This is a genomic window from Micromonospora sicca, from assembly GCF_003172935.1.
Lineage (GTDB): Bacteria > Actinomycetota > Actinomycetes > Mycobacteriales > Micromonosporaceae > Micromonospora > Micromonospora sicca.
Genome location: NZ_QGKS01000283.1, coordinates 1 through 26,349 on the forward strand (window position 1 = coordinate 1; position 26,349 = coordinate 26,349).

A 26,349-nucleotide genomic window follows, 5' to 3' on the forward strand; every position below is an offset into this window, starting at 1 on the left:
GGGTCGGAGAGGCCACCGGTGTAGAGGACGCAGGCGGCCCCGACGCTCTCGGCCGCGTCGGCGTCGTCGAGCGAGTCGCCGATCAGCACCACCGCACCGCCGGAGAGGCCCAGCTCGGCCAGGTGCTTCTCCAGCCACTGCGCCTTGAAGCCGCCGCCGACCGTCGACCGCAGCCCGTCCACCCGGGTGAAGTGCGGGGTCAGGCCGTAGGTGTGCACCGTCGGCACCAACTCGTCGTGGAACCACATGGAGAGCAGCGACTGGCTGCCCGGCCAGGCCGCGATCGCGGCGGTCGCGTCGGCGGCCAGGGCGCAGCTGGTCAGCTCCGCGCGGTACGCGTCGTGGAAGATCCGGTCGAGCCGGCCGAACGCCTCGTCGTCGATCGCCCGGCCCAGCATCTCGGCGTAGTAGTCGGCGATCGGCCGGCGGAACCGCACCCGGTGCTCGTCGGTGCTGACGGCCGGCCCGCCGGCGCTGGCGAAGGCGACGTTCGTGGCCCGGACCACCAGGTCGAGGTCGTCGAGGAGGGTGCCGTTCCAGTCCCACACCAGGTGGCGCCGCGCAGGGGTCATCGCAGCACCATAATCGAGCCCGCCGACGGGATCAGAGCTGTGGGGTGGTCAGGTCCCGCAGCAGCCGGTCCTCCTCGACCCGCCAGTAGCCGTGCTCCTTGCCGTCGAGCAGCACCACCGGCAGCCGGTCCCCGTACTCGCGTTCCAGCTCGATGTCGCCGGTCACGTCCTTCTCGACCCACCGGTCGCCGGTGACCGCCACCACCCGGTCCAGCGCCACCTTCGCGTCGTCGCAGAGGTGGCAGCCGGGCCGGGTGATCAGGGTGAGCCGGGCGTCAGTGGACATCGGGTACCTCCGTGCGGGTGTCGGTCGGCGGCGCCGGCGACGGCACCGGGGGCGCCGACGGGCGGAGCTGGGTCTTGCGTACCTTGCCGATCGCCGAGTGCGGCAGCGCGTCGACGAACTCGACCGCGGTCGGGCACTTGAACCGGGCCAGGTTGGCGGCGCAGTGGCCGAGCAGGTCCGCCTCCGTCACCGCGGAGCCGGGCGCCCGTACCACGTACGCCCGGACAGTCTCCCCGGTCCGCGGGTGCGGCACCCCCAGGACCGCCGACTCGGCCACCTGGGGATGCGCGTCCAGCACCAGCTCCACCTCGTGCGGGTAGACGTTGAAGCCGTTCACCAGGATCAGCTCGCCGAGCCGGTCGACCAGGAAGAGGTCACCGTCCTCGTCGGCGTACGCGATGTCGCCGGTGGCCCACCAGCCGTCGCCGTCCGGGCCGCCCCGGCCGTCCGGCCAGTAACCGGCGAAAAGGTTCGCGCCCCGGACCACGATCTCGCCCGGGTCGGTGCCCGGCCCGTCGTCGGCGAGGTCCGGCTCGTCCGGATCCTCCTCGGGCGTGGCGACTCCGTCCCGCCACAGGTCGATTCCGTCGGGCCCGACCAGGCGCACCTCGACGCCGGGCAGCGGACGGCCGATCGAGCCGGGCTTCGGCTCCCCGCCGACCAGGGTGGAGGTGAGCACCGGGGCGGTCTCGGTCAGGCCGTACCCGACGTGCGGCGGGCGGCCGGCGACCTCGGCGAACCGCGCCGCGGTGGCCGGCGGCAGCGGCGCCGCGCCGCAGACCGCCACCCGGACCGACGCCATCGCCGCCGCCACCGCCTCGCGGTCCGCGTCGGCCCAGGTCAGGAACATCGACGGTACGCCGACCAGCACGCTGACCCGGTGCCGGGCCAGCTCGGCGAGCGCTCCGGCCGGGCCGAGGTCGTCGACGAGCACCCCGGTCGCGCCGTGGTGGACGACCGCCCCCAGCCCCGAGTTCAACCCGTACGCGTGGAAGAGCGGCAGCGCGAGCAGCACGGTGTCGTCGGGCCCCACCACCGGCGGGGTGATCCGGCCGACCTGCTCGTGGTTGGCGGCCAGCGCCCGGTGCGACAGCATCGCCCCCTTGGGCCGGCCCTCGGTGCCCGAGGTGTAGAGCAGCACCGCCAGCTCCTCCCCGCCCCGGGTCGGGAACTCCTCCCGGGCGTCACCGTCGGTCACCGGCGGGGCGGTGTGCACGGCGGTCAGCGCGGGCAGCTCGGCGGCGAGGCCGGCGACCCGGTCGCGGACCTCCGGGGCGCAGATCAGCACGGCGGCGCCGGAGTCGGCGAGCACGTGCCGCAGCTCCCGGGCGGTGAGGCCGGGGTTGACCGGCACCGCGACCAGCCCGGCACGCAGCACCGCCAGGTAGCTGACCACGAAGTCCGGCGTGTTGCCGAACGACACGGCCACCCGGGTTGGGTGCCGGTCGCCGGGCGGGGCGGCCGGCACCGAGGCGGCGAGCGCCCGGGCCGTGGCGGTCACCGCGGCGTCCAGTTCGGACCAGGTGAGGGTCTGCTCCCGCCAGTGCAACGCGGGGCGGTCGGCGTGGGCCAGCGCCGCCCGCCGGAGCCGGTCGGCGAGGTTGGGCGCGGAGCTGTCGGCTGCGTCCTGCACGGTGGCTGAGTCTGGCACAGTGGCCGCCGGCCGACCATGCCCGCGCGTCCGTACGCCCGGGACGGTCCGTTCGGTCCCGCTCACGGGACTGGGGCGGCGACCGTCCGGCCTCCTTCCCCCGCCCCCGTCGACGCCGGCCCGGCAGGCCCGGCGCGACACGCCGAGCGGCGGGTCGAAATCGCTCCGACCAGGACCTTCCACTGCGACCAGCTTTCGCCGGCAAAGTCAACCGCACACGACGGACAACGGGTCCGCCATTCGTGCGACGGAGAGGGAAATACTTCCGCCCTGTGTAACGGACTTGCCACGCGCGGGTGACGTTGGCCCCTATCATCACTCGGGTCGGCTCACCCCATTTGCCGTGAGTCGACACCCCTCAGCCCGAGGAGGCCCCCGTGCCTGTGAGCGCATTGGACCAGCACCTCAAGGGGATCTGCCGCCCGTCGGCACGTCCCGGAACGGCCCTGCCCGACCGGGGCGTACCCGGTCCCGCCGCGACGCCGCGGCATCCGGTGCGGCCGTGCCCCGCCTCGATCGGGGAGGCCCGGTGACCACCTTCGGTTACGCGGAGCGGCCGGCCGGCCTGACCGGTCCGACACCGAGGACGCCGGTGAACGAGCGGCTGGAGCAGACGCCGCGCGGTGCGGCGGAGGGCTCGTGGGGCCTCGCCGTCCGCGGCGAGGGCGCCCGTCGGGTCCGCAACCGCCCGCACCACAACGAGGCGCCGCCCCGCCCGGCGCTGCCGGGCGGCAACGCGAGCCGGGTCGGCGCGCCGTCCCGCCCGACCATGCCGGCGCAGGGCCGCCGGGGTGCGGAGACGCCGCCGGCCGCCGACCCGTCGACCAGCGAGACCGCCGTCCTGCCGGCGGTGCCGGCCGCGGACACGGCCGTGCTGCCCGCGGTGCCGGCCGCGCCCGTCACCGCCACCGGCTTCCCGAGCCGCCCCGACCCGTCGGACCCGGCCACCGAGGTCTGGACCCTGGTCGAGCGGGCCCAGGCGGGCGAGTCCGAGGCGTTCGGCCTGATCTACGACCGGTACGTCGACACCGTCTTCCGGTTCGTCTACTTCCGCGTCGGCAATCGGCAGTTGGCCGAGGACCTGACCTCGGACACCTTCCTCCGGGCGCTCAAGCGGATCGGCAGCTTCACCTGGCAGGGCCGGGACCTCGGCGCCTGGCTGGTCACCATCGCCCGCAACCTGGTCGCCGACCACTTCAAGTCCGGCCGCTACCGGCTGGAGGTGACGACCGGCGACGTGCTCGACGCCGACCGGGAGGACCGCGGGCCGGAGGGCAGCCCGGAGGCCGCAGTCGTCGAGCACATCACCAACGTCGCCCTGCTCACCGCGGTGAAGCAGCTCAACCCGGAGCAGCAGGAGTGCATCGTGCTCCGCTTCCTCCAGGGCTTCTCGGTGGCCGAGACGGCCCGCGCCATGGGCAAGAACGAGGGCGCGATCAAGGCGCTGCAGTACCGGGCGGTGCGGGCCCTGGCCCGGCTGCTGCCCGACGGCTTCCAGCCCTGACCGCCCTGGTTCGCGCCGACCCGTCCCCGCTCCGTGGACGGGTGCGCGGGACGCCGCCCGTCCGTGACGACGATCACGCTTCGTGATTTCGCCTCCGCCCGCCCCGTAACCGCCACCCGGCGCGGACCGTTTCTCCGGGTGCGACCAGTGGTTGTCCCGGCGCCCCGGGCCACCCGGTCCGGCGGGCACGGTCGACCAACCTGGTCGCCCGTCGGCGTCACGCTGCCACCGGTCGCTGGTGACGAATACGGCCCGACGGGCCGTGACCAGCGAGAGGAGGTGCCTGCGGTGGACAGCGACCTCTTCTCCCGTCGGCGCGCCGAGCGCTTCGCACAGCTTCTCGACGAGGCCAACGGCGGCCGGCGTCACCACGTGCGCTCCCGGGTCGACGACGAACTCGCCGCGCTCGTCGCGGTCAGCCAGCGGCTCACCGCCGACCGGCCCGACGTCGAGGTCGACGCCGAGTTCCGCGCCGGACTCCGGGCGATGCTGGTGGCCACCGCCGAGCGGGAGGGCATCGGCACCCCGGCGGCGAAGACCAAGACCACCGCGGCGGCGGGCAGCGGGATCCGGGGTTCCCTCCTGCCGGCGGTCACCGCCCGGCGGGCCCGCGCCCGGGGCGCGATCCTGGTCGGCATCGCGGCCGGGGCGGTCGCCCTCTCCGGCATTTCGGCGGCCAGCGAGAACGCGCTGCCCGGCGACGCGCTCTACGGCATGAAGCGCTCCACGGAACGCGCCCAGCTCGCCCTGGCCAGTTCGGACATCAGCCGCGGCCAGCTCTTCCTCGACTTCGCCCGGACCCGGCTCGACGAGGCCGACACGGTGCGCGACGACCGGATCGGGTTCGGCGCCGTCCTGGACGACATGGACGCCGACACCCGCCAGGGCGTACGGCTGCTCACCACCGTCGCGGCGCAGCGCTCCGACCCGGCCGGCCTGGAGGCGGTCAACGTCTTCGTCACCGGCCAGCGCCGGGCGGTCAGCGGGCTGCTCGACCGGACCGATCACGTCGAGCAGGACCGCACCCGGCGTTCGCTCGCCCTGCTCGACGCCGTCCGCAAGCGCTCCGAGGCGCTCCGCGCGGCGATCGCCTGCGGGCTGCCGACGCCCACCGCCAGCGACGCGCTGGGCCCCGCCCCGGGCACCTGCCCCGGCGAGCGCTGACCCCGGCCGGCGCGGCAGCCGTCTACGCCACAGTTCTCCACACGTACGACCGGCCGTCCCCGTTGTCCGGCTACTCTCGCCGTGGGAACAGTGTCGCGGTCGTCGAGCGGAGGGGGTCGTGTGGTCCGCACCCGGAAGGTCACGGTCAGCACCGACGTCCACGGCCACACCGCCGGTTGGTCGGAGACCGAGCAGGCGCCGCCGGCCACGCCCACACCCGACCCCACCGCGGCGGCCTTCTTCGACGTCGACAACACGATGATGCAGGGCGCCTCGATCTACTGGTTCGCCCGCGGGCTGGCCGCCCGCAAGTACTTCACCACCGGTGACCTGGCCCGGTTCGCCTGGCAGCAGGCGAGATTCCGGCTGCTCGCCACCGAGCACGCCGGGGACATGTCGCAGGCCAAGGAGGCCGCGCTCGCCTTCATCCACGGGTGGCGGGTGGAGGACGTGGAGCGCCTCGCCGAGGAGATCTTCGACGAGCTGATGGCCCCGCGGATCTGGGCGGGCACCCGCAAGCTGGCCCAGCGCCACCTGGACAGCGGCCAGCGGGTCTGGCTGGTCAGCGCCGCCCCGGTGGAGATCGGTCGGGTGATCGCCACCCGGCTCGGCCTGACCGGTGCGATCGGGACGGTGGCCGAGGTGGTCGACGGGGCGTACACCGGGCGGCTGGCCGGTGACCTCATGCACGGGCCGGCCAAGGCCGAGGCGGTGACCCAGCTCGCCGCGGTCGAGGGGTTGGACCTGACCCGCTGCGCCGCCTACAGCGACTCCGCGAACGACCTGCCGATGCTCTCGACGGTCGGGCACCCGGTGGCGGTCAACCCGGACGCCGCCCTGCTCCGGCAGGCCCGCGAGCGGGGCTGGGACGTCCGGGACTTCCGCACCGGCCGTCGGGCCGTCAAGATCGCCGTACCGTCCACCGCCGCCGCCGGGCTGGTCGCCGGGGCGGTCAGCGCCGGCCTCGCGCTGCACCGCCGCCGCCGGACGCCCTGACGGCGCGGTCCCCTCAGGGGCCGAACGGGTCGGGGCGTCGTTCGAGGAGCCGGTGCAGGGTCTGCTGGATGGTCTCCCGGACCTGGTCGGCGAGGTTGAAGACGACCAGCGGGTCGTCGGCCGAGTCGGTGAGGTGCGCGGTGGGGATCGGCGGGCAGAACTCGATCAGCCACTTGCTCGGCAGCGGCACCATGCCCAGCGGCCCGAGCCAGGGGAACGTCGGCGTGACCGGAAAGTAGGGCAGCTTGAGCAGCCGGGCGAGCGGCTTGATGTCGGCGAGCATGGGATAGATCTCCTCGCCACCGACGATGGCCACCGGCACGATCGGGGTGCCGGTACGCAGCGCCGCCGAGACGAACCCGCCCCGGCCGAACCGCTGGAGCTTGTAGCGGTCGGAGTAGAGCTTGCCGACGCCCTTGAAGCCCTCCGGGAAGACGCCGACCAGCTGGCCGTTGCCGAGCAGCCGCTCGGCGTCCGGGTTGCAGGCCACCGTGCCGCCGGTCTTGCGCGCGATCTCGGAGACCACCGGCATCCGGAAGACCAGGTCGGCGCCGAGCAGCCGCAGGTAGCGGCGCGCCGGGTGCTGGTCGTGCAGGGCGGCGGAGAGGATCAGCGCGTCCAGCGCCACCGTGCCGGAGTGGTTGCCGACCACCAGGGCGGGCCCGTCGGCCGGCACGTTCTCCAGGCCGCCGACCTCGGTGCGGAACCAGTCCCGGTACAGCAGCCGGACCAGCGGGTGGAACACGGCGTCGGTGAGGTGCGGGTCGAAGCCGAACTCGTCGACCTCGTAGTCGCCGGCGAGCCGTCGCCGCAGGAAGGCCAGCCCGCCCGCGACCCGGCGGTCCCAGTGGTCCCGCCGGTCCGGCACCGCCGGCCCGGCAAACGCCACCGCCCCGTGGTCGTCCGGCGTCGCCTCGGCCGGCTCCTCGACCGCCGCCGGCTCCGGGCCGCCGGACCGCTGGTCCGCCATGCGGAACGGCTCGTCCGCCGCGGCCACCGCCGCCGGGTCCGGCTCGTCCGCGGACGGCTCGTCCATCGCAGCCGTCGCAGGCTCGTCCGTGGCGGCGGTGTCCGGCTCGTCCGTGGCGGTGTCCGGCTCGTCGTGCGCCGCCGGCTCGGCGGCGGCCGCCGTCGTCCGGCGGTGTCCGTTGCGCCGCGCCGGCTCCGCGTCCGGCCCGGCCACCGTCAGCGGTACGTCGTACCGGCCGTCGCGCCGCTCGTCCCGGCCGCTCACGATCGCTCCCGGACGGCCGAGCGGACCTGCCGGATGCCCTCCAGCACCAGCTGCTCGGCTGCGGCGAGCTGATCCCGGCTCACCACCACACCGCCGTGGTGGGCGCGGATGAAGTCGTCGAACGCGGCGGCGGTGGAGCGCGGCGTGAAGCCGTACTCCCGCTCGAGCCTGGTGGTGTCCACCACCCGACCGTGCACGAAGAGGTCGACCTGGTCCAACCCGTAGCGGCCGAAGCCGAGGTTGCGGGCGATCGCCGCGGCGCCGGAGAGACCGGGCTCCAGCACCGGCATGGCCACCCGGCCGGCCCGCCGGATCGCCTGGGTGAGGGAGAGCACGCCCGGGCCGGCGACGTTGTACGTCCCCGGGTGCTCCTCGACGATCGACCGGTGTAGCACCTCGAGCGCGTCGTCGAAGTGGACGAACTGCAGCCGCGGGTCACGGCCGAAGACGGTGGGCACCACGGGCTGGGAGAAGTAGCGGGTCAGCGTGGTGTCCGCGGTGGAGCCGATGAACGGTGCGAAGCGCAGCACGGTGGCGGTGACGTCGGGACGTCGGCGGCGGAAACCGCGGACGTACCCCTCGATGTCGAGGATGTCACGGCCGAAACCGCCGCGTGGCACCTCGCGCGGCTCGGTCTCCTCGGTGAAGACCGCCGGGTCGCGGAACGACGCGCCGTACGCGGCGGTCGACGAGCGGACCACGAGCTTGCGCAGCCGGGGCGCCCGCTGGCAGGCGGCGAGCAGCTGCATGGTGCCGATGACGTTCTGTTCCTTCATCGCCGCCCGGCCGCCGTGCTGCTGGTCGGGGGCGCTGACCAGGGCGAGGTGTACCACGGCGTCGACCTCGAGGTCGGCGAGGAGACCGCCGAGCGAGTCGAGGTCGAGGCGGATCCGTTCGACCCGGTCGAGCAGGTCGGTGAACTCGGGGCCGGGGGTGGCCGGGTCGACGCCGATGACCCGTTCGATCCGGGGGTCGGCGGCGAGTCGGGCGGCGACGTGGGCGCCGAGGTAGCGGCCGACCCCGGTGACGACGACGACCCCCGGAGCACCTGGGGTGCCACCGGGGGTCATGTCGTGCGCCTTGTCTGGCAGGCGGGATCGAGCCGGGACGTCCGCGGCCTGATCACCTGAGCCTCCGAGAGTCGACAGTTGGCAAGTGGTGCCGGATGCCGGGCCATGGCCCGGCCCCGGTCACTTGCCGAGACGGCGACGCTGGACGCGGGTCTTGCGCAGCAGCTTGCGGTGCTTCTTCTTAGCCATGCGCTTGCGGCGCTTCTTGACCACCGAGCCCATACGACAGCCTTTCGATGCAACGTGCGGGGCGGACCGGGAGACACCACCGCGGGTGGCGTCGGTGACCGCTTGCGGACAACGGACCGGACCAGCGTGGTGGGCAGGGCGCACCAGGGTGCGGTCACGGTCGGGGTCCAGGGTAGCTGGAGTGCATCAGCAGGACCAACGCGCCCCCGTCGATGCCCGTTACGTCGCACTCGGCGGTGCGTCAGGCGGTTTCCTGAAACGCGCCCCGGAGATAGTCGTGCACGGCGTGCTCGGGCACCCGGAACGACCGGCCCACCCGTACCGCGGTCAGCTCACCGCTGTGCACGAGACGGTAGACCGTCATCTTGGAGACCCGCATGACCGTCGCCACCTCGGCGACGGTCAGGAACCTGACATCCGACAGTCGACCGTCGGACTGCGACGCGGCCATGGCTCACCGACCCATTCCCGTGCCCGGCGCGTGCCACCGGACGGGAGCTCCCGCCAGGACGGGCAACGCGCGTGTTACCAGTACGGTAACGGGACGGCTGTGACCGGCGCGATCCCTTCCTGCAACTGATCATGGACGGGCCGCTGTTTTCCCCCGCGTTGACCTGGCTTTTTCCTCCCCGATGCGCGTCTCGTCCCGTTGCCGGGACCGCCAGGCCACGGTCACTCCGCGCGCAGCGCGACCACCGGGTCGAGCCGGCCGGCTCGCTGGGCCGGCACCACCCCGAAGACGATGCCGACCGCGGCGGAGACCCCGAAGGCGAGCGCCAGCGACCACCAGGTGATCGCGGCCGGGATCGGCGAGACCGCGTCCACCAGCAACGCGGCGCCCACGCCGAGCGCCATCCCGGTCAGCCCGCCGATGGCGGTGAGCAGCACCGCCTCCAGCAGGAACTGCACGCCGATGTCCCGGGGGCGGGCGCCCACCGCCTTGCGCAGGCCGATCTCCCGGGTCCGCTCGCGGACCGAGACCAGCATGATGTTGGAGACGCCGACCCCGCCGACGAGCAGCGAGATGCCGGCGATGGCGGCCAGCACGCCGGTCAGCACGCCGAGGATGTCGCCGAGCACGCCGAGGATCTGCTGCTGGGTGACCGCACTGAACTCGGTGTCCGGGTGGCGGCGGGACAGCTCGGCGACGATCCGGTCGCCGAGTTCACCGATCCGCTCCCGGTCCGGCGCCTTGACCGCGATGCCGTCCACCCGCTGGGTGCCCCAGAGCCGCTGCGCCGCGGTGACCGGCACGTGCACCTCGTCGTCGCGGTCCACCCCGAGGCTCTGCCCGAGCGGGGCGAACACGCCGATCACCCGGAACCGCACCCCGGCCAGCGCGACCTGCTGGCCGAGCGGGTCGCGGTCGGGGAAGAGCGCGGTCGCGACGGACGCGCCGAGCACCGCCACCCGACGGCTGGTGTCCACGTCCGCCCCGGTCAGGTAGCGGCCCCGGGCGAGCGACCGGGTGAAGACCGTGGGGGTGTTCTCCAGCACGCCCTGGACGGTGGTGAAGTCCGACCGGTTGCCGGCCCGCGCGGTCGCCCCGGAGGCGACGGTGACGGCCACCCGGCCCGGGTCGCCGACCACCCGGGAGACCGCGTCGACGTCCTGCAACGTCAGCGGCGAGACCACCGGGGCGGTACCCACGTCGATCTTGCCGGGCACGACCAGGAGCAGGTTCGAGCCGAGCCCCTCGACCTGCTGTTCGACCTTCTGCTTGGTGCCGGTGCCGATGGCGACCAGCAGCACCACCGAGGCCACCCCGATGATCACGCCGAGCATGGTCAGGGCGCTGCGCATCCGGTTGGCCCGCAGCGCGTCCAGCGCCACCCGCCAGGCCTCGGCCACCCTCACGGCGCGCCCCCACCGCGCTGCTCATGGCGCGGAAGGCGCCCGGTGGCTCCGGCGGCGCCACCGGAGCCACCGGACGGGTGCCCCGGGCCGCTTCCGGACACGGACCGGGGCTCCGCGCTGGGAGCGGGGTCCAGTGTCTCAGGTCGACGCTCGCGGTCGGACAGCGGTCGATCATGGAGCCGGTCGCCGCCCGCCGTGACCGTGTCGGAGCGGACCATGCCGTCCCGCGCGGCGATCCGCCGGCGGGCCCGCGCGGCCACCTCCTGGTCGTGGGTGACCATCACCAGGGCCACCCCGGACTCGGCGTTCAACCGTTCCAGCAGCTCCAGCACCGCCTCGCCGGTCGCACTGTCCAGGTTGCCGGTCGGCTCGTCGGCGAGCAGCACCGCCGGGTCGGTGACCAGCGCCCGGGCGATCGCCACCCGCTGCTGCTCGCCCCCGGAGAGCTGGTTGGGCCGGTGGTGCAGCCGGTGCCCCAGGCCCACCCGGCCGAGCATCGCCGCCGCCCGCTCCCGCCGCTGCCGCGCGCCGATTCCCCGGTACACCAGCGGCAGCGCCACGTTGTCCACCGCGGACGTCCGGGGCAGCAGGTGGAACGCCTGGAAGACGAAGCCGATGGTCTCGTTGCGCAGCGTCGCCAGCTCCGGGGCGGAGAGCGTCGCCACGTCCCGGCCGCCGATCACCAGCCGACCGTCGGTGGGCCGGTCCAGGCCGCCGAGCAGGTGCATCAGGGTGGACTTGCCGGAGCCGGACGGCCCGATCACGGCGACGTAGTCGCCGGGCGCGATGGTCAACGACACCCCACGCAGCGCCGGCACCGAGACGCCGTCCAGCTCGTACGTCCGGGACACGTCGACCGCCTCGATCGCCGGCACCCCGGGCGGCGGCGTCACAGAGCCGGTCTTCGTTCGCGACTGCGGGGCTCGCAGGCCCGGCTCACTCCTCGCGCTCACCGGAGTTCCTGGCCGTCGCGAACCTGGTCCGCGCCCCGGACCACCACCTGGTCACCGGCCTGCACGCCGCTGACGATCTGCACCAGGTCCTGCCCCTGCACGCCCACGGTGACCGGCACCCGGTCCGCCTTCCCGTCCCGCAGCACCCAGACCGCGTCCCGACCGTCGGTGGAGAAGACCGCCGAGGCGGGCACGGCGACCGCGTCGGCCGCCTCGCGGACCCGGAGGTGGACCACGGCGTTCATGCCGGGCCGGGGCGCCGGCGCGGCCTCCCCCTCGCCGAGGCGGCCCGCGCCCAGGGCCAACCGCACCCGGTAGGTGACCCCGCCCCGGGCGGAGGTGCTGGGCAGCACGTCGACCGAGCGGACCCGGGCGTCGTACGTCGCGCCGGTGACCGCGTCCAGCTCGACCGAGGCGGCCAGGCCGGCCCGAACCAGGAGCACGTCCGTCTCGTCGACCTCGGCGAGCAGGCCGAGCGCGCCGGTGTCGACCACGGTGAGCACCGGCGTTCCGGCGGTGACCCGCCCACCGGCCGGCACGGCGTCGTCCACACCGGCTGGCGGGCCGCCCTGGGCCGGCGCGAACGCCGACGGGTCGAGCCCCGTGGCGCCGCCCGCCCCGAGCAGCCCGGCCAGCTCGGCCGACCCGCTCGCGGACCGGGTGCCCCCGGGCTGCACCACCCCGTCGACCGGCGCGCGCAGGGTGAGCGCGTCGACGGTCGCCTTCGCCAGGTCGTACGCCTGCTGGGCCTGGAGCCGTTGGGCGCTGGACAGCGCGCCGACCGCGGAGTTCAGCCCGGCCACGCCGCGCTGCACCGCGGTGACCGCCCGGTCGGCGGCGCGGGCGGCCGACTCGTACTGCCGCTGGGCGGACTCCACCTGGAGCAGCAACGCGGACCGCAGCTGTGGGTCGCCGATCTTCCCGGCGGCGGCCCGGGCCGTGTCGAAGGCCTCGGCGGCGGCCTGGTCCGTGCCGCGACGGCTGCCGCCCAGGTCGCCGACGCCGACGCCCCGGCCGGCCCGTTTCGCGGCGCGCAGCGCCTCGCGGGCCTGCCGGAGCCGGTCCTGCGCGGACGGTGAGCTGATGACCGCGAGCACCTGCCCTCGGCGTACCCGCTGTCCGGGCTGGACGCGCAGGCTGGCGAGGGTGCCGTCGGCGGGTGCGGTGAGGGTCGCGGCGGCCCGGGCGGTCACCGTGGCCGGGGCGTCGATCACCTCGGCGACGGCGGACCGGCCGACCTGGGCCAGCGCGACGGGGGACTTCTCGTCGCCGCACGAGGCGGCGGTGGTGCCGGTCAGGGCGACGACGGCGAGGAGCGCGGTGAGCAGGCGGGGCCGCGTGACGATCGGGGGCCGCGGCGGGTGGGTGCGGGCCACCTGGCCCATGCTACGACCCGTCGGCGATCGTCGACCTGCCCGCCACCGGTCAGCCGGCGACGGCCCGCACGTACCGGACGCAGTCGTCGTGCAGGGTGGCCCACTGCTCGCCGAAGACCTGGTCGGAGGCCTCCTCGGCGGACCGCCGGTCGTGGACCACCAGGCGGAAGAAGTCCAGCACCCGCTGCTCCCCGTACCGGTCGACGAGGTGCCGGACGGCCAGGTAGCCGACCCCGTAGCTGCCGCCGACCCGGTCGTCGGCCGCGTCGTCGGCCGGGGCCAGCCCGTCCAGCCGGCCGTTCCAGCCGCCCCGGACGAGCTCCCGCACCTCGGGCAGTCCGTCGTAGCGGCCCACCGGCTGACCGTCGGCGCCCGCGTACTCGGCCAGTCCCTCCACCAGCCACCAGGTGGCCCGGTCCGAGTAGCCCCGCTCGGGCAGCGAGGCGGCGTGGGTCAGCTCGTGCCGGAGCAGGTCGTCGACCCCGGTGGGCGACAGGCTCTCCGCGTTGAGCACCACGTCGTGGTGGCCACCGCCCACGCCGACCGCGTAGCCGGCCGTCCATCGGGGACGGCCGCCGCCGTACCAGCGCCGCCACTCCGCCCGACCGGCGTAGTAGACCAGGTAGCGGTCGGGGGGTGCGCCCCCCACCGTGTACAGGTCGGCGACCTTCGCCGCCGCCTCGGCCTGGGCGAGCAGGCCGGGCAGTTTGGCCCGCAGCGCGGGCGTGGTGGCGACGACCGTCCGCTTCCCGAACGCCACCGCCAGGTCGCTGACCTCCCAGGGCCGGGCGCCGGCTGGGGCGGTACGGGACTCCTCCACCGCGAGCAGCCGGGGCTGCTCCCCGGCGTCCCGCCAGCGGGTGCCGAACACGGTGGCGGCCGCCGTGCAGCCCGGGACGACGAAGCAGTACTCCACCCGGGCCGCGAGCTGCCACTCCCCCGGCCGGCCGGTGACCGTGCGGGGTATCCCGTCCGCCGCCGGCCGCCACACGGTCACCCGGAGCGCCCGCAGCGCGGCGTACCGGCGGGTGAGGTCGGCGCGGGCCCCCGGCTCGGCGACGTCGAGGAAGCCGTTCCGGTCGCCGCCGAGCAGCGCGGCGGCCTGCCGGTCGAGTTGGGCGGTCATCCGGGCGCCGAGACGACGGGCGGCGGCGGTGGCGCGGTCGTCGCCGGTGGCCGTCCGTCCGGCCGCGCCGCCGACCAGCCCGACCAGCAGCACCGCGGGCAGCGCGCAGGTCAGCACCACGACCACGACCGCGAGCGCCGCCCACAACGGCCACCGGCGCCGACGTGCCGGGACCGCTGCCGTTGCCTGTTCCGGCGCCGCCTGCGCCTGGGTGACGTTTTCGCCGGTTGCCGGGACCGGTTCGGGGGTGGCGACGGGGGCAACGCCCGGCTCGCGGTCCGCGGCTGTCTCGCCGGGCTGCTGGTCGCCGTCGGTCACCGGCGAAGGGTACGACCATTCGGGCGATCGAGCCAGGGCCGCGCGCCGGCGGCGTCGGCTGCGGCCCTCCCCCGTCGGACCGGTGACGGGCGAGGGGTAGGTCAGATCGGGTCGCCGGCCAGGCTGAGCAGCGCCTTGTCCACCGCCCAGAGCGCGACCAGCAGGATCGCCGGCACCGGGCGGCCGGCCAGCGCGAGCAGCGCGCCGCCGGTCACGAAGCAGGCGGCCTGGACGGCGAGCTTGCCGGGCGCGGGCAGCGGCACGGCCGCCTTCGGCGAGCAGAAGGTGCCCCAGACGACCGCGATCAGCAGGGGCGCGCCGAGCCCGGCGAGGAGCCGGACGGGCCACCCGGCGTCGAGGGTGAAGCCCCACCAGCCGGCGGCGACGAGCATCGCCAGCTCCAGCAGGAAGGCGAGCGCCAACAGCAACCCCTTCATCGGGACCTCCAGCTCCGGTACGCGGCGTCCAGCCCGGCCACCAGCTCGTCGAAGGAGCGGTCGATGTCCCTGGGCAGCCCGAACCCGCCGGCCGCCTCGAGGGTGACGAAGCCGTGCACCGCGGCGCGGAACATCCTGGTGGCGTCCACCGCGGCGTCGCCGGTGAGGCCGTACCCGAACAGGATCGCGTAGATCGCGCCGACGGCCCGCTCGGCCGCGGCGACGTGGTCGGGGTCGGCGGGGTCGGGGGCCCGCTGGGTGGCCGGGTAGCGGCCGGGGTGCCGGTGGGCGTACGCCCGGTAGGCGGTGGCGACGGCGCGCAGCGCGTCGTCGCCGGCTCGACCCGCGGCGGCGCCGGTCAGCACGGTGGCGATCTCGGCGGTGGCCAGCGCGGCCAGCTTCTGGTGCAGCGCGTCGGCGCCCTTGACGTGCTTGTAAAGGCTGGGCAGCGCGACGCCGAGCCGGCCGGCGAGCGCGGCCAGGGTGAGCCGGTCGTAGCCGACCTCGTCGGCGAGCCGGGCGGCCTCCCGGACGACGGTCTGCGGGGTGAGGCCGGCCCTAGGCACCGGTGGTCACCGCCAGGAACTCGACGAGCTGGGCGGCGGTGGCCTCGGGCTGATCGGCGTGCGGGTAGTGCCCGGAGTCGTCGACCATGCGCGCCTCGGCGGTGGCGAAGAGCCGCCGGGCGGCGCGCGCCTCGGCGCCCGGGTCCGTGAAGTCGGGGTCCTTCGTGCCCATCAGCACCAGCACCGGCTGCCGCACGTCGGCGGCCCGGGCGGTCCAGTGCGGCGCGGCCGGCGCGATCACCCCGCGCACGGCGTCCATCCGCCCGCGCAGGCCGGCGACCAGCTCCGTGCGGTACGCGGCGTCGTCGGCCGGCCGCGCGGCGGGGAACAGGGTCCGGTGGAACATGCCGAACAGCCGGGGGCTGCGCAGCACCGCGGCCTGGGCGACCCGCATGACCGGGTTGGGCTTCGGCTCGGCGACGAACGGGCTGAGCTGCACGACGCCGTTGACCAGGTCGGGCGCGTCGGCGGCGGCGAAGACCACGGCGGCCGCACTGGACGAGCTGCCGGCCAGGGTGGCCGGGCCGCCGCCGAGGGCCCGGACCACGGCGAGCAGGTCGGCGCCGACCTCGGCCGGGGCGTACGTCGGCCAGTGCGGGCTGGAGTCGCCGTGTCCCCGGACGTCCACCGAGGCCACCCGGTAACCGGCCCGGACCAGGAGCGGGATCAGGTGGCGGAAGGACCGCCGGTTCTCCCCCATGCCGTGCGAGAGGACCACCAGTGGCCCCTCCCCGTGCACCTCGTACGCGATGGTTCCGCCGTCCCGCGCCACCTGGCTAATCGTCATAGCCACAAAGCTAATGCCATTAGCTTCAATCGTCAAGGCGCTACCGCCGGGGGTGACCTTTCGCCATCCCGGACGGCTACCGCCTGGTGCTCAGCACCCGGGCCTGGTCGAACCGGTGAGTCACTTCTTGGAGATCAGCGCCCGGCCGAAGAAGATCAGGTTGGCGGGGCGCTCGGCGAGGCGGCGCATCAGGTAGCCGTACCAGTCCTCGCCGTACGGCAGGTAGGTGCGCACGGTGTAGCCCTCGCCGACGAGGCGGGCCTGCTCCTCGGGGCGGATGCCGTACAGCATCTGGAACTCGAAACGGTCCGGGCCGCGGTCGAACCAGCGGGCCCGGTCCTCGCCGATGGCGATCAGGCGCGGGTCGTGGGTGGCCAGCATCGGGTAGCCGTCGCCGGCCATCAGCACGTTCAGGCAGCGGACGTAGGACCTGTCCACCTCGCGGGCGGACTGGTAGGCCACCGACTCCGGCTCCTTGTAGGCGCCCTTGCACAGCCGCACCCGCGACCCCGCGCCGGCCAGCTCCCGGCAGTCCGACTCGGTCCGCCGCAGGTACGCCTGGAGCACCGCACCGGTCGACGGGTAGTCCTTGCGCAGCTTGGCCAGGACGTCCAGGGTCGAGTCGGTGGTGGTGTGGTCCTCCATGTCCAGGGTGACCGTGGTGCCCGCCGCGTCGGCGGCCGCGCAGATCGCTCGCGCGTTGTCGTAGGCGAGCTGCTCGTCGAACATCTGCCCGAGCGCGGAGAGCTTCACGCTCACCTCGGCGGCGGGGGTGAGGCCGGCGGCGGAGAGCAGCCGCAGCAACTTGAGGTATTCGTCCCGGGTGGCGTTCGCCTGCTCGGGGGTGACGGTGTCCTCGCCGAGGTTGTCGAGGGTGACCGCGAGGCCGTCGGCGACGAGTTCGCGGGTCGCGCGCAACGCGTCGTCGGTGCCGGCGCCGGCGACGAACCGGCGGACGACGTCCCGGGTGAACGGGGCCGTCGCGACGAGCCGCTCGACCTGGGATGACCGGGAGGCGGCGAGGATGACGGAACGGAGCATGAGCCGAGGGTAACGCCCGGCGAGCCACCCCCGCCGGGGGGCGGGGCGTACGTCACGCACTGCTGCGAGCGGGCCGTCGGGACCGACGACGTGGCGGTGATCGGCTACAACGTTCACGTGGAACCACGCCCCCGACGCCGGCTCCGGTCGGCCACCGTGCAGCTCGGCGCGTTGACCGCCCTGGCGCTCGCCCTCTCCGGCTGCAACCTGACCGACGACGACGATGACGACTGCGCGCTGGGCCCGGCCGGCGGTGGTGGGGACACGGTGGCGCTGGCGCTGCGGGTCCCCGCGCCGGCCGCCGCCCGGACCGCCCCGGAGCCGGTCGCCGCGGCGGTGCCCGAGCGCGGCGGCTTCGGCACCCACCTCGCCGCCTGCGGGGGCTGAGGTGCGGCGCGAGGCCAGCACCCCCCGCCCCGGCTGGGACGCCACCATCCGCTCGCAGGGCCTGGTGTACGTCGACACCGAGCTGCCCGACGGCGGGATCATGTCGTACTGGGACGAGACCGCCGCGTACGCCTTCGCGCTGGACGAGGTGCTCCGGCTGGAGGAGGCGACCGAGGAGCTGCACCGGATGTCGGTGGCCGCGGCGGAGCACGTGGTGGCCCGCGACCGGTACGCCGAGTTCGGCATCCCGGCCTGGGCCGCCGAGGCGGTCGCCCGGTCGCTGCGCGAGGCCGCGCCTTCCCTCTACGGCCGTTTCGACCTCTGGTACGACGGCTCCTGGCCGCCGAAGCTGCTGGAGTACAACGCCGACACCCCGACCGCGCTGGTCGAGGCGAGCATCATCCAGTGGTACTGGCTGGAGCACATCCGGCCCGCGGCGGACCAGTGGAACAGCCTGCACGAGCGCCTGGTCGGGGCGTGGGCGAAGATCGGCGCCGACCTGCACGACCGGCGGGTGCACGTGGTCTGGTCGGGCGAGGAGGAGTCCGGCGAGGACCAGATCACCGCCGGCTACCTGGCGGAGACCGCCCGCCAGGCCGGGCTGGACGTCGAGCTGCTCCCCATCCAGCAGGTCGGCTGGGACGGCCGGCGCTTCGTCGACGCTGCCGACCGCCCGGTCACCACCTGCTTCAAGCTCTACCCGTGGGAGTGGATGCTCGCCGAGCCGTACGGGCCGCTCGCGCTGGACCCGGGCACCCCGACCACCTGGATCGAGCCGGCCTGGAAGCTGCTGCTGTCGAACAAGGCCCTGCTGGCCGTGCTCTGGGAGCTGTACCCGGACCACGAGTACCTGCTCCCGGCGTACCTGGACTCGCCGCGCGGGATGACCGAGTACGTGGCGAAGCCGCTGCTCGGCCGGGAGGGCGGCTCGGTGCGGATCGTCACCGGCGGCGCCGAGATCACCAATCCGGGGAGCTACGGCGAGGAGGGGTTCTGCTACCAGCAGTTCCGGGCGCTGCCCGAGTTCGCCGGCAGCCGGATGGTGCTGGGGAGCTGGATCGTCGACGGCGAGTCGGCTGGCGCCGGCGTACGCGAGAGCGAGAGCCTCATCACGGACGGTTACGCGCGGTTCCTGCCGCACTACATCGATGCGCCGCGTACCCCGTGAGTCGTCTACCGTTGGTGTCGTGAACTTCGACGCGTACGCCCGGACCGGCGTTGACCTCGTCAACGCCCGCCTGGACGACCTCGACGACCTGCGGGCCCTCTTCCCGGACGACAACGCGTGGATGCGCGACGAGGTCGCGGAGCGGGACCTGGCGATCTTCCGGCGGGCGCAGAAGCGCCTGCGTGACGTCTTCGAGTACGGCACCTCGGGCCGGGACGGTCAGGCGGTGGCCGAGCTGAACGCGCTGCTGGAGGCGTTCCCGGTGCAGCCGCGGATCTCCGGCCACGACTCCAGCGACTGGCACATGCACGTGACCAGCCGCGGCGCCTCGGTCAGCCAGGAGTACCTGGCCGGCGCGGTGTGGGGGCTGTCGGTCTGGCTCTGCGAGTACGGCAGCGCCCGGTTCGGCGTCTGCGCGGACGAGCGCTGCGGCAACGTCTACCTGGACACCTCGTCGAACTGCTGCCGGCGGTTCTGCTCGGAGCGCTGCGCCACCCGCTCGCACGTGGCGGCCCACCGGGCCCGCAAGCGGGCGGCCGTCGGCGACCAGCTCACCGTGCCCGCCCAGGCGGAGACCCTCACCCCGGTCAGCTGACCGGGGGCGCGCCCTCCCCGTCAGACGTCGACCGGGGAGGGGGCGGTGAGGTTGGCGCGGGCGAACTCCAGGGCCTCGCGCAGGTCGGCCTCCCGCACCGCGCGGCTCTTCGCGCCCCGGGTGGTGACCTCCACGGCGACCGAGCCGGTGAAGCCGCGCCCGGCGAGCGAGCGGAGCAGCTCGGCGCAGGGCTGGCCGCCCCGCCCGGGCACCAGGTGCTCGTCGCGTCCCTCACCGGTGCCGTCGCCGAGGTGGACGTGCGCCAGGCCGGCGCCCATCCGGTCGGCCATCTCCAGGGCGTCGGTGTGCGAGGCGGCGCAGTGCGACAGGTCCAGGGTGTACGCGGCGTAGCCGGTGTCGGTCGGATCCCACCCCGGGACGTACGGGACGAACTGCCGGCCGGCCATCCGCACCGGGTACATGTTCTCCACCGCGAAGCGCAGCCCGCCGAACTGCCCGGCGATCTTGTCGAGGCCGTCGGTGAAGTTCCGGGCGTAGTCCCGCTGCCAGGTGAACGGCGGGTGCACCACGACGGTCGGCGCTTCGAGGGTCTCGGCCAGCTCGGCGGCCTTGCGCAGCCGCTCCCACGGGTCCGGGCTCCACACCCGCTGGGTGACCAGCAGGCAGGGCGCGTGCACCGAGAGCACCGGCACGCCGTAGTGGTCGGCGAGCCCGCGCAGCGCGCCCGGGTCCTGGCTGACGACGTCGGTCCAGACCATCACCTCGACGCCGTCGTAGCCGAGCGCGGCGGCGAGCTGGAACGCCGCCGCGGTCCGCTCAGGGAAGACCGAGGAACTGGAGAGGAGCACCGGGACGCGGGAAGTCACGCCCCTCAGGGTAGCCCGGCCCGTCGCACGGCATCAGGACGAGCACCCGCAAAAAGCCCAGAACGACCGACCGGGATCACATCGGCGCGAGCTGATCGAGCCGCCGGAGGATGACCCCCTCGCGCAGCGCCCACGGGCAGACGTCGAGCGCGTCGACGTCGAGCCGGCGCATCACCGCCTCGGCCACCACCGCGCCGGCCAGGAGCTGGTGGGCCCGGGCGGCGCTCACCCCCTCCAGCTCCGGCAGCTGCGCCGGCGGGATGTGCCGGACGAAGCCCAGCACCTGCCGCAGCCCGGTGCGGGTCAGGCTGCGCCGGGCCCAGAGCCCGGCGCCGGAGGGCGCGGCGCCGGCCAGCCGGGCCAGCGTCCGGAACGTCTTCGAGGTGGCGACCGGGCGTTCCCAGCCCACCGCCGCCAACTTCTCCACCACCGGGTCGAGCCGCTCGTCGACGTACTCCCGCAGCTCCTCCACGGCCTCGGCCGGCGGCGCCAGGGTGCCCGACGGGTCGACCCGCAGCCGCTCCCGGCTCAACCGCCCGGCGCCGAGCGGCAACGAGATCGCCACGTCCGGTTCCTCGTCGATCCCGGCCGCCAGCTCCAGCGAGCCGCCGCCGATGTCGAGGGCCAGCAGCCGGCCGGCCGACCAGCCGAACCACCGCCGGACCGCCAGGAAGGTCATCCGCGCCTCGTCCGCGCCGGCGAGCACCTCCAGCCGTACGCCGGTCTCCTCCCGGACCCGGGCCAGCACCTCGGCGGCGTTGGTGGCGTCCCGGACGGCGGAGGTGGCGAAGGCGAGCAGGTCGTCGGCGTCCAGCCCGGCCGCCGCCGCCCGGGCCATGCCGACCGCCTTGACCAGCCCGTCCGCGCCCGCCTCGGTCAGCGCGCCGTCCGGGCCGATCTGCTCGGCCAGCCGGAGCACCACCTTCTCCGAGTGCGCCGGCCAGGGGTGCGCCCCGTGGTGGGCGTCGACCACCAGCAGGTGCACCGTGTTCGAACCGACGTCGAGGACACCCAGTCGCATGCTGATGACCCTAGGCGCAACACGTTTTCCCGGCTCGCCAGCCGGCCGGAGGCACCCCGCGTACGCTGGTCCGGGTGACAGGCCAGATCGAGCTGCAGGTACTCGTGGACGACCCCGACGACCCGCGCAGCCGGGAGGTGGGGCTCGACTTTCCCCGGGAGTGGATCGAGTTCGTCGACCCGGCGGACGAGAAGCACCTGGTCCGGGCCGACCTGACCTGGCTGCTCTCCCGCTGGACGTGCATCTTCGGCAAGGGCTGCCACGGCATCGTCGCCGGCCGGGCCGCCGACGGCTGCTGCTCGCACGGCGCGTTCTTCACCGACTCCGACGACGAGAAGCGGGTCCGCACCGCGGTCAAGCGGCTCACCCCGTCGACCTGGCAGCACTTCCGCCGCGGCTTCAAGAACTGGACCGAGAACGACACCATCGACGGCAAGAACCCGGCCCGGCGCACCGCCACCCGGGACGTCGACGCGCCGTGCGTCTTCCTCAACGACGCCGACTTCCCGGGTGGGGGCGGCTGCGCGCTGCACGCCCAGGCGCTGCGCGACGGCGTGCATCCGCTGGAGTACAAGCCGGACGTCTGCTGGCAACTGCCGATCCGCCGCGACCAGGACTGGCACAAGCGGACCGACAACACCAAGGTGCTGATCTCCACGCTGTCGGAGTTCGACCGGCGGGGCTGGGGCGCGGGCGGGCACGACCTGGACTGGTGGTGCACCTCCTCCACCGACGCGCACGTCGGCGCCGAGCCGATGTACGTCTCGTACGGCCCGGAGCTGACCGCGCTGATCGGCGCCCCCGCGTACGCGAAGCTGGCGGAGCTGTGCGCGGCCCGGCTGCGGCAGGGTCAGATCGCCCCGCACCCGGCCAGCGAGGGCTGACCCGGCGCGGCCGACGCTACGGCCGTCCCCCGGGCGGCACGACCACGACGCCGTCGTCGTCGCTGTGCACCTCGGCGCCCGGCGCGAAGACGCAGTCGCCGAACGACACCGGCACGTCCCGCTCACCGGCGCCCGTCTTGGCGCTCTTGCGGGGGTTCGTGCCGAGCGCCTTGATGCCGATCGGCAGGGCCCGCAGGGCGGCGACGTCGCGAACCGCGCCGTTGATCACCACGCCCGCCCAGCCGTTCTCCGCGGCCGTGCCGGCGATGAGGTCGCCCATCAGGGCGGTGTGCAGCGATCCGCCGCCGTCCACCACCAGCACCCGCCCCGCCCCCGGCTCGCCGACGATCGACTTCACCAGGGCGTTGTCCTCGAAGCAGCGCACGGTGACCGCGGGCCCGGCGAAGGCGGCGACGCCGCCGTACTGGCGCAGCTGGGTGTCGCAGGAGCCGAGCGTGTCGCCGTACCGGTCGTAGAGGTCGGCGGTCGGGATCAGCATGGATCTTCCCTCTCTCATTCGGTTGCGGGGGTGGATAACCGGTGCAGGCCGGTGGCGGCGACGGCCGCGCCGGCCAGGCCCGCCGCGGTGCAGGCGAGCACCCCGGCCGCCCCGGCGCCGGCCGCCAGCACGCCGGCGGCGCTGGGGATGAGCACCTGGCCGAGCCGGTTGCCGGTCAGCCGCAGCGACATCGCCCGGCCGCGCAGGCCCGGCGGGGCGACCTCGGCCAGGAACGACATGGTGAGCGGTTGGCCCGCGCCCAGCCCCAACCCGGCGACCGTGACCACGACGGCCATCGCCCAGAACGGCAGGGGCGGCAGCAGCAGCCCGAGACCGGCGGCGGAGAGGGCGACGGTGCCGATCAGCAGCGCGCGCCGACCCACGGTGGCGACCAGCCGGCCGAGCAGCAGCCGGGAGGCCATCGACGCCACCGCGCGCAGCCCCAACAGGACGCCGATCGAGCCGGCGGCGATGCCGCGTTCGGCGCCGAGGGCGGGCAGGTAGACCAGGGTGATGTCGACCGCGGCCAGCACGACGCAGCTGACCGTGAGCGCCCGGACCAGCCCGGGCTCGCGGAGCAGGCCACGCAGTCCGCCGGCAGCCGGCCCGGCCACCTGCCGGTGGTGGCCCGACGGGCGGAGGAACCCGGCGGCGACCAGCAGCGGCACGGTGAGCGCGGTGGCGCCGACGAAGATGGCCCGGGTGTCCGGCATCGGCCGGTCCCCGCCGAAGACCACGATCAGGCCCGGGCCGAGCGCCTGGCCGAGTGAGGCCGCGAACGTGTAGTAGCCGAAGGCCGCGTCGTACCGGTCCGCCGGGGTGCGGTTCGCGACCAGGGCCTGCTGCGCCACCACCGAGCAGAGATGCGCGGTGCCCAGCACCATGCTGGCCAACACCAGGCCGGCGACCGAGTCCGCGAGGAAGACGAAGCACAGGCCGGCGACGGCGAGCAGCCCCGACCCGGCCAGCACGATCCGGCGTTCGCCGAACCGGTCGACGGCGTGTCCGGAGGGGACGGCCAGCACCAGCGGTACGACGGCGAAGCTGGCCCCGAGCACGCCCAGCCAGGCCGACGGCACGTCGAGGTCGAGCGCCCGGTAGGTCGAGGCCGGGCGCAGCATGAAGGTGACCGCCTGCACCACGACGGTGTGCGTAAGGAGCAGGGCGGTCTGGGCGCGGCCGGGGACCCCCACCTCAGGCAGGGGTCCCCGCCGACAACGTGACGCGACCGGTCACTCAGTCGGCCTTCACGGCGAGCACCGGGCACGGGACCCGGAGCAGGACCTCCTGCGCGGTCGACCCCATGATCAGCTTCCCGACCGGGGTCCGGTGCCGGATCCCGATTACCACCAGCGACACGTCCTCCGCCTCGACGATCTCCACGATCTCCTCGGCGGCGTCCCGCCCGCGCATGAGCTGCCGGACGGTGTGCGGCACGCCCGCGGCGGTCAACTCGCGGGTGACCTGCTCCAGGTCGGGCTCCTGCGCGAAGCGCGGATCGACGTACGCGTCACCGCGCGACGTGTTCACCACCAGCACCGGCTCCTCGCGGAACTTCGCCTGCTCGATGGCGGCCTGCAGGGCCGCCTCGCCGAGCGGGGAGGGCACGTACCCCACCAGCACGGTCATCCGGTCACCAACCTTCCCCGCAGCGGACGGACCACGAACCGGCCGACCAGCGGCCAGAGCAGCACCAGCAGCACGACGGCGTAGATCAGCCAGGACACCCAGCCACCGATCAGCCCGTCCAGCTCGCCGCCGGAGAGCTGCAACGCCCGCCGGCCCTGGAGCTCGGCGCGCGGGCCGAGGATCACCCCGACGATCAGCGGCAGGATCGGCAGCCCGAAGCGCCGCATGCCGAAGCCGAGCAGGCCCAGGGTGAGCAGCAGGAACAGGTCGAACGGCTGGGCGTTGACCGCGTACGCGCCCATCGACGCGAAGAAGAGGATCCCGGCGTAGAGGTACGGACGCGGGATCCGGAGCAGCCGTGCCCAGGCGGGGGCGAGCGGCAGGTTGAGCACCAGCAACAGCAGGTTGCCGATGAAGAGGCTGGCGATCAGGGTCCAGACCAGGCCGGACTCCCGTTCGAAGAGCAGCGGGCCGGGCTGGATGCCGTGCTGCTCGAAGGAGGCCAGCATCACCGCGGCGGTGGCGTTGGTGGGCAGGCCGAGCGCCAGCATCGGCACCAGCGTGCCGGCGGCGGAGGCGTTGTTGGCGGCCTCCGGCCCGGCGACGCCCTCGATTGCGCCCCGGCCGAACTCCTCAGGGTGCTTCGTCAGCTTCTTCTCGGTCACATACGACAGGAAGGTCGGGATCTCCGCCCCGCCGGCCGGCACCGCGCCGAACGGGAACCCTAACGCGGTGCCGCGCAGCCACGGCAGCCAGGACCGCTTCCAGTCCTGCTTCCCCATCCACGGCTGGCCGACCGGAATCACCTCGCCGGCCTTCCGGCGCAGGTGCGCGGCGATCCAGAGCGCCTCGCCGACGGCGAAGATGCCGACCGCCACCACGACCACGTCGATGCCGTCGGCGAGCTGCGGAATCCCCAGGGTGAGCCGCTGCTGACCGCTCTGGTCGATCCCGATCACGCCGATGACCAGGCCGAGCAGCAGCGAGGCGAAGCCGCGTACCCGGGATGCGCCGAGCACCGCGGTGACGGCCACGAACGCGAGCAGCATGAGCGCGAAGAAGTCGGGCGCGCCGAGGCTGATCGCGAACGACACCACCGGCGGGGTGACCACCACCAGCAGCAGGGTGGCGATGGTGCCGGCGACGAACGAGCCGATCGCGGCGGTGGCCAGCGCCTGCGCGGCCCGGCCCGCCTTCGCCATCTTGTTGCCCTCGATCGCGGTCACCACCGAGGACGACTCACCGGGGGTGTTCAGCAGGATCGAAGTGGTCGAGCCGCCGTACATGCCGCCGTAGAAGATGCCGGCGAACATGATCAACGCCTGGCTCGTCTCCAGCCCGTAGGTGACCGGCAGCAGCAGTGCCACCGTCATCGCCGGACCGATGCCGGGCAGCACGCCGACAGCGGTGCCGATGGTCACGCCGAGCAGCGCGATCAGCAGGTTCATCGGGGTCACCACGTTGGCGAACCCGTCGAGCAGGTGCCCGAAATTGTCCATCAGAGGATTCCTTGCAGCACGCCGGCGGGCAGATTGACGCCGAGCCCGATGGCGAACGTGTAGAAGGTGATCAACGACAGCGCCACGGCGATCAGCAGGTTCCGGATGTAATGGCGGTTGCCCAGCGCGTAGGCCGAGCCCCAGAAGAGCAGCGTCCCGCTGATCACCCAGCCGAGCCGGTCGATCAGCACGGCGTTGACCAGGAACGCGCCGATCAGCAGCAGCACGGTCCGCCAGTCGATCGGGGTGGTCAGGTCGACGTCCTCGCCGGCCTCCGGCTCGCCCGCACCGCCCCGGGCCACGTCCACCGCGTAGATCGCCGCGACAATCAGCAGCAGCACGCCGAGCAGGATCGGCACCGGCTTCGGGCCGATCGGGTCGGCGGTGTTCACCGCGTGCCCGATCCGCGTCGCGTCGGCGATGACCAACGCGCCGACGAGGGCGAGGAAGGCGCAGACGCCGTACTGCGCCCGGTCCGGCTTGGGCGCCGGGCCGTCCTCCGCCCCCGCCGCGTCCGCGACCGTCGGCGGGACGTCGGCCGTCGCGGGCCGCGCCACCTCCGGCTGATCCGGCGTACGCTCCGCGCCCGCCTGTGCCGGGATCGGCGGCACGGATGTCTCCACGCCCGCCTGATCGGGGTCCGGCGGTACGGAGGCCTGCACGGCCGGAGGCCGGGGCGGCTGCTCGCCGCCCCGGTCCGGTCGGGTGGTCAT

Annotated in this window: 29 protein-coding genes; 7 read left to right on the forward strand and 22 right to left on the reverse strand. The window is 74.5% G+C overall.

What is annotated here, in order from left to right; genetic code table 11:
• The 3 genes from DKT69_RS22970 to DKT69_RS22980 all read right to left on the reverse strand — a co-directional run.
• Positions 1-572, reverse strand: a 572-nt coding sequence (locus tag DKT69_RS22970) for an HAD family hydrolase (RefSeq protein ID WP_109803602.1), incomplete at its 3' end; no start/stop codon positions are given.
• 31 nt (positions 573-603) lie between these two features.
• Entirely contained in the window at positions 604-858 is a 255-nt protein-coding gene (locus tag DKT69_RS22975) for a glutaredoxin family protein (protein ID WP_109803573.1), read from the reverse strand.
• On the reverse strand, positions 848-2,491 hold the full coding sequence (locus DKT69_RS22980; protein ID WP_201749814.1) for an AMP-binding protein: 1,644 nt from the start codon (positions 2,489-2,491) through the stop codon (positions 848-850). Before DKT69_RS22980 ends, DKT69_RS22975 begins: the two co-directional genes overlap by 11 nt.
• A 547-nt stretch (positions 2,492-3,038) precedes the next feature.
• Between DKT69_RS22980 and DKT69_RS22985 the strand changes: the two genes are divergently transcribed.
• The 3 genes from DKT69_RS22985 (at position 3,039) to DKT69_RS22995 (ending at position 6,173) form a co-directional block, all read left to right on the forward strand.
• Positions 3,039-4,013, forward strand: a complete 975-nt coding sequence (locus DKT69_RS22985; RefSeq protein WP_109803575.1) for an ECF subfamily RNA polymerase sigma factor, BldN family — start codon at positions 3,039-3,041, stop codon at positions 4,011-4,013.
• Between the two features lie 288 nt (positions 4,014-4,301).
• Positions 4,302-5,177, forward strand: coding sequence for a DUF5667 domain-containing protein (locus DKT69_RS22990; RefSeq protein WP_109803576.1), 876 nt, complete (start codon positions 4,302-4,304; stop codon positions 5,175-5,177).
• Positions 5,178-5,297: 120 nt separating this feature from the next.
• A complete protein-coding gene (locus DKT69_RS22995; RefSeq protein WP_109803577.1) occupies positions 5,298-6,173 on the forward strand; it encodes an HAD family hydrolase in 876 nt (291 codons plus the stop codon).
• Between the two features lie 13 nt (positions 6,174-6,186).
• On the opposite strand, the gene DKT69_RS23000 is transcribed toward DKT69_RS22995, so the two are convergent.
• The 12 genes from DKT69_RS23000 to DKT69_RS23055 form a co-directional block, all read right to left on the reverse strand.
• Entirely contained in the window at positions 6,187-7,209 is a 1,023-nt protein-coding gene (locus DKT69_RS23000) for a lysophospholipid acyltransferase family protein (protein ID WP_438361858.1), read from the reverse strand.
• A 194-nt stretch (positions 7,210-7,403) separates the two neighbouring features.
• Positions 7,404-8,477, reverse strand: coding sequence for an NAD-dependent epimerase/dehydratase family protein (locus tag DKT69_RS23005; RefSeq protein ID WP_109803578.1), 1,074 nt, complete (start codon positions 8,475-8,477; stop codon positions 7,404-7,406).
• 120 nt (positions 8,478-8,597) lie between these two features.
• Positions 8,598-8,699 carry a 30S ribosomal protein bS22 gene (locus DKT69_RS23010; RefSeq protein WP_007465623.1) on the reverse strand — a complete coding sequence of 34 codons (102 nt, stop codon included), beginning with the start codon at positions 8,697-8,699 and terminating at the stop codon, positions 8,598-8,600.
• 208 nt (positions 8,700-8,907) lie between these two features.
• Entirely contained in the window at positions 8,908-9,117 is a 210-nt protein-coding gene (locus tag DKT69_RS23015; protein WP_109803579.1) for a helix-turn-helix domain-containing protein, read from the reverse strand.
• 221 nt (positions 9,118-9,338) lie between these two features.
• Positions 9,339-10,523 carry an ABC transporter permease gene (locus DKT69_RS23020; protein WP_109803580.1) on the reverse strand — a complete coding sequence of 395 codons (1,185 nt, stop codon included), beginning with the start codon at positions 10,521-10,523 and terminating at the stop codon, positions 9,339-9,341.
• The gene (locus tag DKT69_RS23025; RefSeq protein ID WP_109803581.1) at positions 10,520-11,398 is read right to left on the reverse strand and encodes an ABC transporter ATP-binding protein; all 879 of its coding nucleotides are present in this window, start codon (positions 11,396-11,398) and stop codon (positions 10,520-10,522) included. The genes DKT69_RS23020 and DKT69_RS23025 overlap by 4 nt, the downstream gene beginning before the upstream one ends.
• 74 nt (positions 11,399-11,472) lie before the next feature.
• Positions 11,473-12,861, reverse strand: a complete 1,389-nt coding sequence (locus tag DKT69_RS23030; RefSeq protein WP_109803582.1) for an efflux RND transporter periplasmic adaptor subunit — start codon at positions 12,859-12,861, stop codon at positions 11,473-11,475.
• A gap of 40 nt (positions 12,862-12,901) precedes the next feature.
• Complete coding sequence (locus tag DKT69_RS23035) at positions 12,902-14,296, reverse strand: hypothetical protein (protein WP_236648176.1); 1,395 nt, start codon at positions 14,294-14,296, stop codon at positions 12,902-12,904.
• Between the two features lie 101 nt (positions 14,297-14,397).
• Positions 14,398-14,733 (reverse strand): YrdB family protein, encoded by a 336-nt coding sequence (locus DKT69_RS23040; protein ID WP_109803583.1) that lies wholly within the window; start codon positions 14,731-14,733, stop codon positions 14,398-14,400.
• A complete protein-coding gene (locus DKT69_RS23045) occupies positions 14,730-15,299 on the reverse strand; it encodes a TetR/AcrR family transcriptional regulator (RefSeq protein WP_109803584.1) in 570 nt (189 codons plus the stop codon). Before DKT69_RS23045 ends, DKT69_RS23040 begins: the two co-directional genes overlap by 4 nt.
• Entirely contained in the window at positions 15,292-16,086 is a 795-nt protein-coding gene (locus DKT69_RS23050; protein WP_109803585.1) for an alpha/beta fold hydrolase, read from the reverse strand. The genes DKT69_RS23045 and DKT69_RS23050 overlap by 8 nt, the downstream gene beginning before the upstream one ends.
• Before the next feature lie 120 nt (positions 16,087-16,206).
• Positions 16,207-17,127 (reverse strand): proline dehydrogenase family protein, encoded by a 921-nt coding sequence (locus tag DKT69_RS23055; RefSeq protein WP_109803586.1) that lies wholly within the window; start codon positions 17,125-17,127, stop codon positions 16,207-16,209.
• 117 nt (positions 17,128-17,244) lie between these two features.
• Here DKT69_RS23055 and DKT69_RS23060 point away from each other — a divergent pair, with 117 nt between their 5' ends.
• The 3 genes from DKT69_RS23060 to DKT69_RS23070 are packed head-to-tail and all read left to right on the forward strand — an operon-like array spanning position 17,245 to position 19,277.
• Positions 17,245-17,514, forward strand: coding sequence for a hypothetical protein (locus DKT69_RS23060; RefSeq protein WP_236648177.1), 270 nt, complete (start codon positions 17,245-17,247; stop codon positions 17,512-17,514).
• Position 17,515: 1 nt separating this feature from the next.
• Positions 17,516-18,682, forward strand: coding sequence for a glutathionylspermidine synthase family protein (locus DKT69_RS23065; protein WP_109803587.1), 1,167 nt, complete (start codon positions 17,516-17,518; stop codon positions 18,680-18,682).
• A 19-nt stretch (positions 18,683-18,701) separates the two neighbouring features.
• Complete coding sequence (locus DKT69_RS23070; RefSeq protein WP_109803588.1) at positions 18,702-19,277, forward strand: CGNR zinc finger domain-containing protein; 576 nt, start codon at positions 18,702-18,704, stop codon at positions 19,275-19,277.
• Positions 19,278-19,297: 20 nt separating this feature from the next.
• On the opposite strand, the gene DKT69_RS23075 is transcribed toward DKT69_RS23070, so the two are convergent.
• Both DKT69_RS23075 and DKT69_RS23080 read right to left on the reverse strand, forming a co-directional pair.
• On the reverse strand, positions 19,298-20,104 hold the full coding sequence (locus DKT69_RS23075) for a sugar phosphate isomerase/epimerase family protein (protein ID WP_201749815.1): 807 nt from the start codon (positions 20,102-20,104) through the stop codon (positions 19,298-19,300).
• 76 nt (positions 20,105-20,180) lie between these two features.
• Positions 20,181-21,125, reverse strand: coding sequence for a Ppx/GppA phosphatase family protein (locus tag DKT69_RS23080; protein ID WP_109803590.1), 945 nt, complete (start codon positions 21,123-21,125; stop codon positions 20,181-20,183).
• A gap of 74 nt (positions 21,126-21,199) precedes the next feature.
• On the opposite strand from DKT69_RS23080, the gene DKT69_RS23085 reads away from it, so the two are divergent.
• Positions 21,200-22,009: a DUF3109 family protein gene (locus tag DKT69_RS23085; RefSeq protein ID WP_109803591.1), complete on the forward strand. Its 810-nt coding sequence runs from the start codon at positions 21,200-21,202 to the stop codon at positions 22,007-22,009.
• 16 nt (positions 22,010-22,025) lie between these two features.
• On the opposite strand, the gene rraA is transcribed toward DKT69_RS23085, so the two are convergent.
• Genes rraA through DKT69_RS23110 form a run of 5 tightly spaced genes read right to left on the reverse strand, consistent with a single transcriptional unit; the run spans position 22,026 to position 26,349 of the window.
• Complete coding sequence (gene rraA, locus DKT69_RS23090) at positions 22,026-22,508, reverse strand: ribonuclease E activity regulator RraA (RefSeq protein ID WP_109803592.1); 483 nt, start codon at positions 22,506-22,508, stop codon at positions 22,026-22,028.
• A 14-nt stretch (positions 22,509-22,522) separates the two neighbouring features.
• Positions 22,523-23,701: an MFS transporter gene (locus tag DKT69_RS23095; RefSeq protein ID WP_201749816.1), complete on the reverse strand. Its 1,179-nt coding sequence runs from the start codon at positions 23,699-23,701 to the stop codon at positions 22,523-22,525.
• A gap of 43 nt (positions 23,702-23,744) precedes the next feature.
• Complete coding sequence (locus DKT69_RS23100) at positions 23,745-24,137, reverse strand: universal stress protein (protein ID WP_109803593.1); 393 nt, start codon at positions 24,135-24,137, stop codon at positions 23,745-23,747.
• Positions 24,134-25,636 carry a tripartite tricarboxylate transporter permease gene (locus tag DKT69_RS23105; protein WP_109803594.1) on the reverse strand — a complete coding sequence of 501 codons (1,503 nt, stop codon included), beginning with the start codon at positions 25,634-25,636 and terminating at the stop codon, positions 24,134-24,136. Before DKT69_RS23105 ends, DKT69_RS23100 begins: the two co-directional genes overlap by 4 nt.
• Entirely contained in the window at positions 25,636-26,349 is a 714-nt protein-coding gene (locus DKT69_RS23110; protein WP_236648178.1) for a tripartite tricarboxylate transporter TctB family protein, read from the reverse strand. The genes DKT69_RS23105 and DKT69_RS23110 overlap by 1 nt, the downstream gene beginning before the upstream one ends.